Here is a 13,177-nt window from a genome sequence, read left to right on the forward strand (position 1 = left end):
GGGTGTCGAATGAGAATCTGCAGCGCGACGAAGCCGCCGAACGTTCAGCCCTGATCAGCACCACCAGCTACGACATTTCGCTGGACGTGCGCCGGGCCGGGGACCCGGGCGTGGCAGGCTATCCGAGCCGCAGCGTCATCACCTTCTCGGTGGCACAGCCCGGCACCTCGACTTTCCTGGACTTCATCGGCGACGTCCACAGCGTGTTCCTGAACGGCCGGGAACTCTGTGTGGAGGACGTGGTGGACGGCGCCAGGATCAGGCTGGACAACCTGCAGGTCCGCAACGAGGTGACGGTCACCGGAACCGCGCTCTACAGCCGCTCCGGCGAGGGCATGCACCGCTTCGTGGATCCCGCCGACGGCCAGTGCTACCTCTACACCCAGTACGAGCCCGCAGACGCCCGCCGCGTCTTCGCCAACTTTGAACAGCCCGACCTCAAGGCCACCTACACCTTCCACGTGGCGGCTCCTGCCGGCTGGCAGGTCGTATCCAACGGCGCGGAGGTGGGCCGGGCCCTGCTTGCCGAGGACCCGTCCACTGCGTACTGGGACTTCGCCACCACCAAACCCATGTCCACCTACATCACCACCGTGCTTGCCGGACCCTACTTCAAGGCGGAGGACCGCTGGCAGGCAACGCTCGACGACGGCACCTCACTGGACGTACCGCTCGCCCTGTACTGCCGGGCCTCCATGGCGGACTCTTTCGACACGGACGAGCTGTTCCGGCTCACGAAGAACGGTCTGGACTTCTTCAACCGGCTCTTCGACTACCCCTACCCCTGGGGCAAGTACGACCAGGCCTTCGTCCCCGAATACAACCTCGGCGCCATGGAAAACCCGGGCCTGGTGACGTTCACGGAGAGCTACGTCTTTACCTCCCGCGCAACTGATGCCCAGTACCAGGGACGGGCCAATACCCTGATGCACGAGATGGCGCACATGTGGTTCGGCGACCTGGTGACCATGCACTGGTGGGATGACCTGTGGCTCAAGGAGTCATTCGCGGACTACATGGGAACGCTGGGCGTGGACCGTGCCACGGACTGGGACACCGCGTGGGTGAACTTCGCCAATAAGCGCAAGGCCTGGGCCTACGTCCAGGACCAGCTGCCCACCACGCACCCGATTGTGGCGGACATCGCGGACCTGGAGGCCGCCAAGCAGAACTTCGACGGCATCACCTACGCCAAGGGCGCGGCGGTGCTGAAGCAGCTCGTGGCCTATGTGGGGTTCGAGGCGTTCATCGCCGGCTCCCGTGAGTACTTCCGTAAGCACGCCTACGGAAACACTTCCCTGGCGGACCTGCTGGCGGCGCTTAGCTCCTCCTCCGGGCGGGACCTTGCCGGATGGGCCGAGCAGTGGCTGCAGACCTCCGGCATCTCCAGGCTGTCCCTTGACATCGCTGCAGACGCAGCGGACGACGACGGCGTGCTGGGCGGGGTGGCGATCGTGCAGGAGGCAACCGATCCCGTCACCGGACGCGAGGAATTACGCCCGCACCGGCTGCGCGTGGGCTCCTACAATTTTGATGCCGGCGGCGCCCTGGTGCGCACCGGAAGTATCGAAACCGATGTGGCAGGTGCCCGGACCGAGCTCCCCCAGCTCTCCGGTGTGCCGTGGCCCGCACTCCTGCTCGTGAACGACGATGACCTGACCTATGCCAAAGTCCGGCTGGATCCCGTCTCCGAGGCGAGGGCCTTGGCCTCCCTGGACCGTATTGTGGACCCCATGGCCCGTGCCCTGTGCTGGACGGCGCTCTGGAACTCCGCCCGGGACGGCGAAAGCCCTGCGGCCCGGTACGTGGAAGCAGTGGCCGCTTTCGGACCGGCCGAGCCCGGCATGGGCGTCCTGTTGAACATCCTCGATAACGCAAGCACCGCCGTCGAACGCTACACTCCGGCAGCAGGACGCGAAGCCGTCCGGGCTCCGTTCCTGGCAGCCGCTGCCGCAGAACTGGACCGCGCCCAGCCCGGCTCGGACCAGCAGTTGGCCTGGGCCAGGACCCTTGCGACGCTCAGCAGGAACGACGACGCTATGCTGCCCCGGCTGAAGGGCCTGCTGGACGGTACTGCCCCGGTGATCGGCCTGGCCGTGGATGCGGAGCTGCGCTGGCACCTCTGGCATGCCCTGGCGGCGAACGGCCAGGCGACGGCGGCGCAGCTGGACGCCGAGCTGGCCCGGGACACCACGGCCTCAGGACGCGCCGGGCATGCCACAGCACTGGCTGCCCGGCCGGCTCCGGACGTCAAAGCAGCAGCCTGGAACAAGACCGTTCAGGGAAACGAACTGTCCAACCAGCTGCTGACCGCCACCATCACCGGGTTCATGACCGCCCCGGCGGAGCTGCTGGAACCTTACGTGGAGCCGTACTTTGAGTGCCTGCGGGCAGTCTGGGACGGGCGGAGCATCGAGATCGCGAGCCGGATCGTCCGTGGCCTGTACCCCCTGGCGCAGGACCTGGCCGAGGGGGCGGACCCTTCGGACCATCCCGTCATTCGGCGCACGGACCAGTGGCTGGCCGAGAACGCAGAGGCGCCCCGTGCACTGCGCCGCATCATCGTGGAGCAGCGCAGCCACCTGCTGCGGGCGCTGACGGCTCAGGCCGCCGTCGTCAAAGCCCCATCCTCGAGCCTTCCTGCGCAGTGAAGCCCGGCTTGGTGCGCAGGGGCAGTCCCTGCGCACCGAACGCGACCGTCAACGGCAGCTACGGACCAGTCATAGCTCAGGGAACCCGGTGGAGCCATTCGTCGGTGCCAAACTTCGTTCCTACCCGCTCCCGCGCCGTAGCCAGGTCGTTCTCGGTCAGCTCTGAGGGCGTAGCGCCATAGCGCTCCGTGAAGACTTCCATCATGGCCGCAATAATGTCGGCGCGTGCCAGGCCCGTCTGGCGGCGGAGCGGGTCCACCCGTTTCTTGGCGCTGCGGGTGCCCTTGTCCGAAAGCTTTTCCTTGCCGATGCGGAGCACTTCCACCATCTTGTCGGCGTCGATGTCGTAGCTCATGGTGACGTGGTGCAGCATGCCGCCGTTGGCGAGGCGCTTCTGCGCCGCGCCGCCGATCTTGCCCTGGTCGGTGGCGATGTCGTTCAGCGGCACGTAAAACGCGGTGATACCCAGCTTCTCCAGCGCAGCCATGACCCAGGCGTCCAGGAAGGGGTAGGAGTCGGTGAAGCTAAGGCCGTCCACCAGGGTCTGGGGCAGGTACAGCGAGTAGGTGATGCAGTTGCCCGCCTCCATAAACATCGCTCCTCCGCCACTGATGCGGCGGACGACGTTGATGCCATGCTTCGCCACGCCGTCGGGGTCCACCTCGTTGCGGTAGGACTGGAAGCTGCCGATCACCGTTGAGGGCTCCTGCCAGTCCCAGAACCGGAGCGTGGGGTTGCGGCGGCCCGCGCCCACCTCCTCGGTAAGGACCTCGTCGAGAGCGACATTGATTTCGGTTGGCAGCACGCTGGGTGGGATGAGGTTCCACTGGTGGTCTGCCCAAGAGGTGGCTTTCGCCAGGGCCCGGCGGACCGCGATGGCCACGGCGTCTGCGGAGAAGCCGAAGAGGGCTGCGCCTTCCGGCAGCGAAGCGGTGACGGCGGCAGCAAGCTCGGACGCCGTCGTCGTATCCGGCAGTCCCGTCAGCCCGCGGTTGATGTCCAGGAGTGCTTCGTCGGGTTCGAGGAAGAAGTCGCCACTGACGGAGACGTCGGCGAGCCGGCCGTCCGCGACGTCCAGGTCGACCACTACAAGCTTGCCGCCAGGGACTTTGTACTCGCCGTGCCGGCGGGGAGTGGAATCAGCAGCTGGAGCGGGCGTGGCAGTCATGCCTTCCATCCTGCCCCAGAATGGCGCGGCCCCTGAAACGACAATGCCGGCCGTTAACGCGAAAAGCCCGCACCAATGCGGTGCGGGCTTTCCCTTTGAAGCTTGGAGGGAAGTGAATTACTTCTTGCCGCCGAAGCCCTTGAAGCGAGCGTTGAAGCGCTCGACGCGGCCTGCGGAGTCCATGATGCGCTGCTTGCCCGTGTAGAACGGGTGGGACTCAGAGGAGATTTCGACGTCGATGACCGGGTAGGTATTGCCGTCTTCCCACTCGATGGTCTTCGAGGAAGAAACGGTGGACTTGGTCAGGAACTTGACGCCGGAAGCCAGGTCGTTGAAAACAACAGCTTCGTACTTCGGGTGGGTATCAGACTTCATAATGGGACCTTTGTTCGCGCAACTGGATTTTGCCAGCTGCCAGGTATGAATGGGATGGCCGCATTCCGTGCCGGAAGACGCAGGGCAGCCAGCTATCAATAATAGCGGAAAACCAGGGTGCCCGCGAACCGGCTCCGGGCCTAAACCCCCGGGGCGCAGCTCCCAGAAGGACGTCCATTCAGGAAGGATCGTCGAGTACTCGATGGACTGCGGATGAAGTCCTCACTGGCCGTAGCCACGCTGAAGAGTACAGTACGGGCACGCCGTCCGGCGAGGACGATGGTGCATTTAGATCGCGGATACCAATTCCGGTCGCACTCACGCCCATCGAAGTGTGAGGCGCCTACGCTGGCCACCATCGGGGCCGCGACTGCCAGGCAGCAGGTATTCACGGGGCGTGGATACAGGTACTCGAAGTGGTTGCGGCTGCCCACGGAACCTGTCTACTGTCGAAGCAGAGGTACGAAGCCTCAACTGCATCTCGGAGTATCCGCGGTGGGGAAGCCAGGTATTCGCTGCTGGCGAAACAGCGGCAGCCGCAGTGTTCCGTTAGTGCCGCTCTGCGCGGCTTTACTTGAAAAGTATACCGGTCCGGACGCAGATGTCCGCCACCCTTCACACACAAGCTGGCAGGAACATCCCCAACCCTGACCAAGTTCGTGGCAGGGAACGAGGGAGAACATGCCGATTATCAAGGATCCGCACCTGTTCAACGAGCAGAGCCTGTTCGTCGACCTGGAAGGGGTGCTGGACTGCCACCTCTATCTGAAGATTGAGGGGCTCAATTTCGCCGGCTCAATTAAGCTCAAGCCCGCGCGGGAGATGGTCGAGCGCGCCGAGCGGGAGGGGTTGATCGGCCCCGGTTCCATCCTCGTAGAGTCCTCCTCGGGCAACCTCGGCGTCGCGCTCAGCATGATCGCCGCCAGCAAGGGATACCGCTTCGTGTGTGTGATCGATCCGCGCTGCAACCCGCCAACCCGGCAACTTATGGAGTCGCTCGGGGCACAGGTGGACCTGGTCACCGAACCGGATCCCGTCGGCGGCTTCCTCGGAGCCCGGCTCAACCACGTGCTGGACCTGTGCGCGTCCGACGAGCGGTATATCTGGCTCAACCAGTACACCAATCCCGGCAACTGGGGAGCGCACTACCGCTGGACTGCCCCCGAGATCTCCAATCAGTTCCCCGAACTGGACGTGCTGTTCGTGGGAGCCGGGACAACGGGGACCTTGATGGGTTGCGCGCGGTACTTCCATGAGCACCGGCCCGATGTCCGGATTGTCGCGGTCGATGCCGCAGGATCGGTCTCGTTCGGCGGCCAGCCGGCAACCCGCCTGATCCCGGGACTCGGCATGAGCGTGCGGCCGCCGCAACTCGACGAGTCCTTGGTCGATGACGTGGTGATGGTCGAAGAGCTGGACACGGTGCGAGCCTGCCACCGCCTCGCGGCCGCCGGCTTAACGCTCGGTGGCTCCACCGGGACCGTGGTCCACGGCGCCACGTCTTGGCTCGCCGACCACAACGCCCAGGGCTTGACGGCGGTGGCCATCTCCCCGGACATGGGCCGGCCCTACCTGGACACTGTCTACAACCCTGACTGGGTGCACGATCATTTCGGCGCCGAAGCGCTGGCAACCGCCGATTTGAGAGGGGCTCCGGGGCGGCGGTCCGACCCGGTGTCGGAGCCACAGCACCCAACACGAGTACCCGTGGCCGATTACGTCACCACCGCCGCACTAGGGAATTTCCTGCAGTGAAAATGCGTCTCGAAAACCTGCAGGGCCCTCTGCATTCCACATCTCCCATCAATCCCCCCATTCCTGAGACAACCCCTGCTCCGGGCGGGAACGGCTCCCCAGCCCAGCCGGTCACGGGTGCGGACGTTGCCCTGGAGCGCCGACTGGCGGATCTTCTCGCATCTGTGGTGAAGAAGGACGACATCCCCGTGGATGCCAACTTCTTCTACGACTTAGGCGCGGACTCGCTGGTCATGGCGCAGTTCTGCGCCCGCGTGCGCAAGCAGCCGGACCTGCCGTCGGTGTCGATCAAGGACATCTACCAGAACCCAACGATCTCGGCGCTGGCCGCGGCCCTGGCACCGGCGGAAAAGGCGACGGCACAGGTGCAGGTGCAGAACCGGTTGGCGGAGGTGCTGTCCGGCGTGCTGGATGTCAAGCATGTGCCGGTGGACGCAAACTTCTTCCACGACCTGGGCGCGGACTCGCTGGTCATGGCGCGCTTCTGCGCCCGGATGCGCAAGCAGACGGATCTGCCGTCGGTGTCGATCAAGGACATCTACCGGAACCCAACGATCTCGGCACTGGCCGCGGCCCTGGCACCCGCGGAAAAGGCGACAGTGCAGGTGCAGGAACGGCTGGCCGAGGTGCTCGCCGACGTACTCGGCATCCAGCAGGTCCCGATGGACGCTGACTTCTTCCAGGACCTGGGCGCCGACTCGCTGGTCATGGCACGCTTCTGCGCCCGCATGCGTAAGCAGCCGGACCTGCCGGCGGTATCGATGAAGGACGTCTACGGTAACCCGAGCGTCTCCGCCCTCGCTGCGGCCCTGCAGGTTCCCACGCAGCAGGACCGGTTGCAGGAGCACTCACCGGCCGTGGCTTCGGTGCCGGAAACACCGCCGCCCATGGACGCCAAGACGTGGGAGTACGTCACCTGCGGCGCCCTGCAGGTGCTTGTCTATCTCGGCTACTGCGTGGCCGCCGGACTGCTCACGGTCGGTTGGTACCAGTGGGTGTTCCCGGAGGCTGGGTCGGGCAACCACCACTGGTTGACCCACGGGACAGGATTCTGGGAGATCTACCTCCGGTCGACCGCCTATGCCGCGGCAGTGTTCGTGCTGATGTGCATCCTTCCCGTGGCGGCAAAGTGGATCATCCTTGGGCGTTTCCGTCCAGGGGAAATCCGGCTGTGGAGCCTGGCCTATTTCCGGTTCTGGCTGGTAAAGACCCTGATGCGTACCTCCCCGCTGGTGTTACTGAGGGGGTCACCGCTGACCACCTTCTACCTGCGGGCCATGGGCGCCAAGGTGGGCCGCAACGTGACGATCATGACCAACCGCCTGCCGGTCTCCACCGACCTCCTCACGATCGGGGAAGGGACAGTGGTCCGCAAGGACGCGGCCTTGAACGGCTACCGCGCCCACGGCGGCGTCATCCAGCTGGGCGCGCTGACCCTCGGCCGGGACGTAATCGTCGGCGAGGGGAGCGTTTTGGACATCGGCACCGCAATGGGGGACGGGTCGCAGTTGGGCCACCGGTCCACCCTGTACACCGGCCAGTCCGTGCCCGCCGGCGAGCGGTGGCACGGTTCTCCCGGCAGGCGCACGGACGTGGACTACGGCGGGGTCGAGGCCAGGCCTTACTCGCCCCGGCGCCGGGGATGGTTCGCGGCCTCCCAGCTGATCAGCATGATTGGCCTGGGCCGTATTCTGCTGAGTCAGGTGGTCATGCTGGCCGTCTTGGCGAATCCCAACGTGGCCGCACTCCTGGAGACGCAGGCGTTCGCGTTCGCCGACTGGGTCTTCTACGCCGACGCCATTGCCTATGCCGGTCTTGCTGTCTTCGGTGGCACGGTAGTGTCGTTGCTCATCGTCACCACCGTCCCGCGGGTGGTCCAACTCGCCCTCAAGCCGGACACGGTGTATCCGCTGTTCGGTCTGCGGCACGCGGCCGAGCGGGCGGTGTCGAGAATGACCAACAGGCCCATGCTGACGGGATTGTTCGGCGACAGCTCGTACATCGTGAACTACGTGCGGGCAATCGGGTACAAGCAGCCGCAGGTCGAGCAGACCGGCTCGAACCTGGGAACGGCGTTCAAGCACGACAACCCGTACCTTTCGACGATAGGCACCGGCACAATGATCGCCGACGGGTTGTCCATCATGAACACCGATTTCTCAGCGACATCATTCAAGGTCAGTGAGGCGGCGATCGGCGCGCACAACTTCCTTGGAAACGTCGTGCTCTACCCTGCCGGGGCCAGGGCCGGGGACAACTGCCTGCTCGCGACCAAGGTGATGGTTCCCCTCGACGGACCGGTGCGCCACGACGTAGGTCTGCTCGGGTCCCCGCCGTTCGAGATCCCCCGCTCGGTCCTCCGGGACGCCCTCCCCGAGGAACATAGGAACCGTGCGCACTTCCGTCGGCAGCTGGCAGCCAAAAACAGGCACAACCTCCGCACGATGGCCCTCTTGATGCTGGTGCGGTGGCTCAACGTCTCGCTGGCCATGATCATCATGTTCGCCGCCCTCGAGTTATCCGACCAGTTCAGTTTCCTTGCCATCAGCGCGGCCTTCGTGGTGATGCTCGTGGTTGGCCTGTTGGTCCCCATCGGCATCGAGCGTCTTGCAAGGGGACTGAAACCGCTTCAGCCCCGGCTCTGCTCTATCTACAACCCCTACTGGTGGTGGCACGAGCGGTACTGGAAGTTGTCACTGCAGAGCCGATACGCAGGCTTCCTCAACGGGACGCCGTTCAAGCCCCTCGTCTGGCGTCTGCTCGGCGCACGGTTCGGAAGCCGGGTCTTCGACGACGGTTGCGCCATGCCCGAGCGGACCCTGGTCACAGTCGGCTCCCGTTGCACCTTGAACGCCGGCACCGCCCTCCAATCCCATTCCCAAGAGGACGGTATGTTCAAATCGGACCACATCATTATTGGCGACGATGTCACCCTCGGCGTCTCCGCGTTCGTCCACTACGGCGTGACCGTCGAAGACGGCGCGGTCGTCGCCGCCGACTCCTTCGTTATGAAGGGAACGACTCTCACGCGCGGATCCCTGTGGGCCGGTAACCCGGCGGACGAGGCCCGCGCTGCCACCACATCGGCGGACGGGGCCCGCGCCGCCGCCGTATCGGCGGACGTGCTGGAAAGGGCACTGTCATGACCTCCAGCCCCGCGCTCAGCTGCCGCACCGCCGGCCACTCGTCCAATCCGGCCCACGGCGGGCCCTCCCTCCCCGCTGCCGCAGCGACAATGATCCCCAGGTGGAGACAGGATCCTCAACCGGGCCAGGAGCGGGTCGAGCTGCCGGTTCCTGAGGCTCTGGGCACGGCCGTGCGGACGCTGGCCCAGAGCCTGCAGGTGGCTCCCGGCTCGATCTGGCTGGCGGCACACGCGAGAGTGCTCCAGGCCTTGTCCGGCGAGACGGAGATCACCACCGGCTGCCTGGATGAGTTCGGGACCTGGCAGCGCAACCTGGATCTGACCCACCGGTCTTGGCGAGCCCTCGTCTCCGATGCAAACGGCCGCCAAATCCGGACCCCTGCGGAGCAGTCCGGCCCCGCGCACGCTAGTCACGAGTCGGCCGCCCCGGGCTACGAGGTGGTGTTCGCCGGCCTTCGGGACGACGATTACGAGCTGCCGGTGGGCATCGTGCTCGGTATATCGGTCGGGACCGCGGCCAGCGGCGAGGTGCTTCGCCTCAAGTACCGGCTCGATGTTCTCGACGCAGATGCCGCCCGCCGCATCGCCGGCTACTATCTCGCCGCACTCCGTGGCTTGGTAGCGGACCCGGAGGCGGATCCCTTCGACACCGACCTGGTCGGCCAGGAGGAGCGGCGTTTCCAGCTTGAGCAGCTCGCCGGGCCCGAGCGGCCCCGGCCGCAACGCCGTTTCCACGAGCTGTTCGAGGAGCGGGTCAGCCAGCATCCCGAAAATATCGCGGCCGTGGAAGGCGCACGCGAATGGACGTACTCGGAACTGAACGCCCGTGCCAACCGCATTGCCCGTGCCCTGCTCGGGCGCGGGATGCGCGCGGAGGACATTGTGGCGGTCGTCGCCGAACGGGATCTGGAGTGGATGGCCGCTGTGATCGGCATCCTCAAAGCCGGGGGCGCATACCTGCCGATCGAGCCGCACTTCCCGGCCGACCGAATCGCCAGAACGCTCACACGGGCCGGGGTCCGGGTCGTGCTCACCGAAGGCGGCAGCACCACCACCCTCGATGAGGCACTGGAAGGAATGCCTGCAGTGACGAAGCTTCTGTTCGAGGACATCGAGGCCGAGGGGCACCCCGCCGACGACCTCGGCATGGAGATTCGTCCCGATCAGCTCGCCTACGTCTATTTCACCTCCGGGTCCACCGGCGAGCCGAAAGGCGCTATGTGCGAGCACGACGGCATGGTGAACCACCTGTACGCCAAGATCGAGGACCTGGGGATTCGTCCTGGGGACGTCGTCGCCCAGACCGCCCCCCAATGCTTCGACATCTCGTTGTGGCAGCTGGTCTCGGCGCTGCTCGTCGGCGGACGCACACTCATAGTCGGGCAGGACCGCATCCTCGACGTTGAGCGGTTCATCGACACGGTGGAACGGGGCGCGGTGGCGGTCTTCCAAGTCGTCCCGTCGTATCTTGACGCCGTGGTGGCCTACCTGGGCGGCAAGCCTCGCGTCTTACCGCACCTCCGCTGCGTCTCGGCGACAGGGGAGGCTCTAAAGCGTGAGCTGGTCCGCCGCTGGTTCGACGTGATGCCGAACGTCAAGCTGGTCAACGCCTACGGGCTGACGGAAACCTCCGACGACACGAACCACGAAGTGATGAGTGCAGCGCCCGCGGGCGGCTCCGTGGCACTGGGCCCGCCAATTCCGAACGTCCGGATCCACATCCTCGACGAGCGGCAACGGCTTGTGCCGCTTGGAGCGCCGGGTGAAATCTCCTTCTCCGGGGTGTGCGTGGGCCGCGGCTACATCAACGACCCGGAGCGCACGGCACAGGCCTACTCCACCGATCCCTACGTGGACGGCGCGCGGCTCTACCGGGCTGGCGACTTCGGCCGCTGGTCCCCCGACGGCAAGCTGGAGTACCTGGGCCGGCGGGACAACCAAGTCAAAATCTCCGGGTTCCGCATCGAGATCGGCGACATCGAGAACGCGCTGTTGCGGGTTCCCGGCGTCCGCGACGGCGCCGTCGTCGTCGGCGAGGGCGCCGGGCAGTCCAAGTTCCTCGTGGCGTTCTACTCCGGCAATCTGCCGCTGGAGGTTGATGAAATCCGCAGGGAGATGGCCGCCCGGGTACCGGGCTACATGGTTCCGTCGGCATACAGGTGGCAGGAGAGGCTGCCCCTGACCGGCAACGGGAAGATCGACCGGAAGGCCTTGACCCGCATGGCACTGGAGGTCGTCCCCGAGGCCGGAATCGCCCGGGAAGCTCTCTCCGCGGCCGAGCAGCGGCTCGCCGAGGCATGGGCGACGGTACTCGGACTGCCTGTGGGCCGGATCGGCGGGCAGGACTCGTTCTTTGCGCTAGGCGGGACTTCGCTGTCCGCGGTGAAGCTCGCCGTCCTGCTCAAGCGCGCAGTGTCGATCAAGGACATCATGCAGACACCCATCCTGGCGGACCTGGCGGCCCTGCTCGAAGCCCCGCCCCTGGCGGATGCTGCCGTTCCGCCAGCCCCGCGGCATACGGGAGCCGTCACGGAGCCCGACTCCATGGCCCGCGTGGGAGGACCGGTTGGCCACTCCCACCAGCTACCCATGAAACGAAAGGACCTCTGATGTCGTCTCCTACACCCCGGATCCAGTTCGACGTGGAACGCCAAGCTGGCCAGGCACCGATGCTCACCATCGAGGATGGCCACGACCCCGTGCGGTGGGCCGAACAGAACCGTGAGGCGTTGCGTGCGGCCGTGGATGAGCACGGCGCCGTCCTGGTCCGCGGTCTGGGCCTTCGAGATCCAGCCGAAGTGGCCGGTGCCTTCCAACGGCTGGTTTCTGGTGGCCTCATGCCCGACCGGGAGGCGTTCGCCACCAGGCAGCCCTACCTGGACGGCGTGTACTCATCCCTCACTTGGCCGGCGAACCAGCCCATGTGCATGCACCATGAGCTCAGCTACGCGCTCGAGTTTCCCGGATTGATGCTCTTCGCCTGTCTCCGGGCACCCAGCGTCGGTGGGGTGACCGGCGTGGCGGACGCCCACGCCGTGCTCGATGCCCTCCCCCCGGACATCGTCCGGCGGTTCGAAAACGAGGGGTGGCTGCTCGCCCGCAGCTACAACGAAGACATCGGTGCCACCTACGAGGAGGCGTTCGGGGTTTCGAACCACGCCGACGTCGAGAGCTACTGCCGCGCGCACGACATCGAGTTCGAATGGCAAAGCGACGGGGAGCTGCGCACCCGGCAACGGCGCCCCGCCGTGGTCCGGCACCCGGTGACCGGCCAGCGCTGCTGGTTCAACCAGGTGGCGTTCCTGAGCGAATGGACGATTGCGCCCGAGGTGCGGGAGTACCTCGTGGACGTCTATGGTCCCGACGGGCTGCCCTTCAACACCCGCTTCGGCAATGGTGAGCCGATCGGCGAGGAAATCATTGCCCTCCTGAACGAGGTCTACGAGGCCCACACTCTGCGGACCCCCTGGGAGACGGGGGACCTCATGCTGGTCGACAACGTCCGCATGGCGCACAGCCGCGAGGCCTATGAGGGGCCCCGGGAGATTCTCGTCGGCATGGCCGAGCCGCGCAACGTATTCGATCTCGATACCCACGCCCAGGACGGTGCACGATGACAGAATTTGCCACCTCCCCAGTCGCAACGGCCGTAGAGCCGAAGACGGTTCCGCCTTTCGCGGTCGTAGCAGGAGCCCAAGTACAGCAGGTGCTCCAGGGTCGGGAGAAGCAGGTCGTCGAGCTGGTTGAGCAGACCTACCGGGTGCACGCAGCCGGAGACTCGGTAAACCCCCCGTCCTACTTCCTGCGCTTCCCGGAGCGGCCCACCTCGCGCATCATCGCCCTGCCCGCCTCGATCGGCGGACAGGTAGAGGTTGACGGCATCAAGTGGGTCTCCAGTTTTCCGGACAATGTGGCGTCAGGGATTCCGCGCGCCTCAGCGGTGTTGATCCTCAACAACCGGGCGACGGGCTACCCCTTTGCGTGCATGGAAGGCTCCATTATCAGCGCCTCCAGGACGGCTGCATCGGCCGCCGTGGCTGCCGACTGGCTCAGCCGGGGACGCGGGCGTCCCGGACGCATCGG

The 13,177-nt window shown here is 65.9% G+C and carries 7 protein-coding genes and 2 pseudogenes; 7 read left to right on the top strand and 2 right to left on the bottom strand.

Going from position 1 to position 13,177, the window contains the following annotated elements; translation table 11 throughout:
- Positions 1-2 precede the first annotated feature (2 nt).
- Positions 3-2,651 (top strand): aminopeptidase N, encoded by a 2,649-nt coding sequence (pepN, locus tag AC5RWX_RS17950; RefSeq protein WP_494097696.1) that lies wholly within the window; start codon positions 3-5, stop codon positions 2,649-2,651.
- Positions 2,652-2,727: 76 nt separating this feature from the next.
- On the opposite strand, the gene lplAB is transcribed toward pepN, so the two are convergent.
- Positions 2,728-3,819 carry a lipoate-protein ligase LplAB gene (gene lplAB / locus AC5RWX_RS17955; RefSeq protein ID WP_494097697.1) on the bottom strand — a complete coding sequence of 364 codons (1,092 nt, stop codon included), beginning with the start codon at positions 3,817-3,819 and terminating at the stop codon, positions 2,728-2,730.
- A gap of 117 nt (positions 3,820-3,936) precedes the next feature.
- On the bottom strand, positions 3,937-4,194 hold the full coding sequence (locus tag AC5RWX_RS17960) for a type B 50S ribosomal protein L31 (protein ID WP_090956047.1): 258 nt from the start codon (positions 4,192-4,194) through the stop codon (positions 3,937-3,939).
- Positions 4,195-4,360: 166 nt separating this feature from the next.
- On the opposite strand from AC5RWX_RS17960, the pseudogene AC5RWX_RS17965 reads away from it, so the two are divergent.
- The 6 genes and pseudogenes from AC5RWX_RS17965 to AC5RWX_RS17990 form a co-directional block, all read left to right on the top strand.
- Positions 4,361-4,509: pseudogene (locus tag AC5RWX_RS17965) on the top strand (IS3 family transposase); the annotation flags it as partial.
- 366 nt (positions 4,510-4,875) lie between these two features.
- A complete protein-coding gene (sbnA, locus tag AC5RWX_RS17970) occupies positions 4,876-5,949 on the top strand; it encodes a 2,3-diaminopropionate biosynthesis protein SbnA (RefSeq protein ID WP_494097698.1) in 1,074 nt (357 codons plus the stop codon).
- Between the two features lie 2 nt (positions 5,950-5,951).
- On the top strand, positions 5,952-9,095 hold the full coding sequence (locus AC5RWX_RS17975) for a Pls/PosA family non-ribosomal peptide synthetase (protein WP_494097703.1): 3,144 nt from the start codon (positions 5,952-5,954) through the stop codon (positions 9,093-9,095).
- The gene (locus AC5RWX_RS17980; RefSeq protein WP_494097699.1) at positions 9,092-11,704 is read left to right on the top strand and encodes a non-ribosomal peptide synthetase; all 2,613 of its coding nucleotides are present in this window, start codon (positions 9,092-9,094) and stop codon (positions 11,702-11,704) included. The genes AC5RWX_RS17975 and AC5RWX_RS17980 overlap by 4 nt, the downstream gene beginning before the upstream one ends.
- Entirely contained in the window at positions 11,704-12,711 is a 1,008-nt protein-coding gene (locus AC5RWX_RS17985) for a TauD/TfdA family dioxygenase (protein WP_494097700.1), read from the top strand. Before AC5RWX_RS17980 ends, AC5RWX_RS17985 begins: the two co-directional genes overlap by 1 nt.
- Positions 12,708-13,177 (top strand): annotated as a pseudogene (locus AC5RWX_RS17990) (2,3-diaminopropionate biosynthesis protein SbnB); the annotation flags it as partial. The gene AC5RWX_RS17985 and the pseudogene AC5RWX_RS17990, both read left to right, overlap by 4 nt.

Source organism: Arthrobacter sp. SPT-J7 (assembly GCF_059089965.1).

Bases quoted from the DNA above. Each gene is read 5' to 3' on its own strand.
- lplAB (WP_494097697.1), bottom strand. From the start codon at position 3,819: ATGACTGCCACGCCCGCTCCAGCTGCTGATTCCACTCCCCGCCGGCAC.
- AC5RWX_RS17960 (WP_090956047.1), bottom strand. From the start codon at position 4,194: ATGAAGTCTGATACCCACCCGAAGTACGAAGCTGTTGTTTTCAACGAC.
- sbnA (WP_494097698.1), top strand. From the start codon at position 4,876: ATGCCGATTATCAAGGATCCGCACCTGTTCAACGAGCAGAGCCTGTTC.
- AC5RWX_RS17975 (WP_494097703.1), top strand. From the start codon at position 5,952: ATGCGTCTCGAAAACCTGCAGGGCCCTCTGCATTCCACATCTCCCATC.
- AC5RWX_RS17980 (WP_494097699.1), top strand. From the start codon at position 9,092: ATGACCTCCAGCCCCGCGCTCAGCTGCCGCACCGCCGGCCACTCGTCC.
- AC5RWX_RS17985 (WP_494097700.1), top strand. From the start codon at position 11,704: ATGTCGTCTCCTACACCCCGGATCCAGTTCGACGTGGAACGCCAAGCT.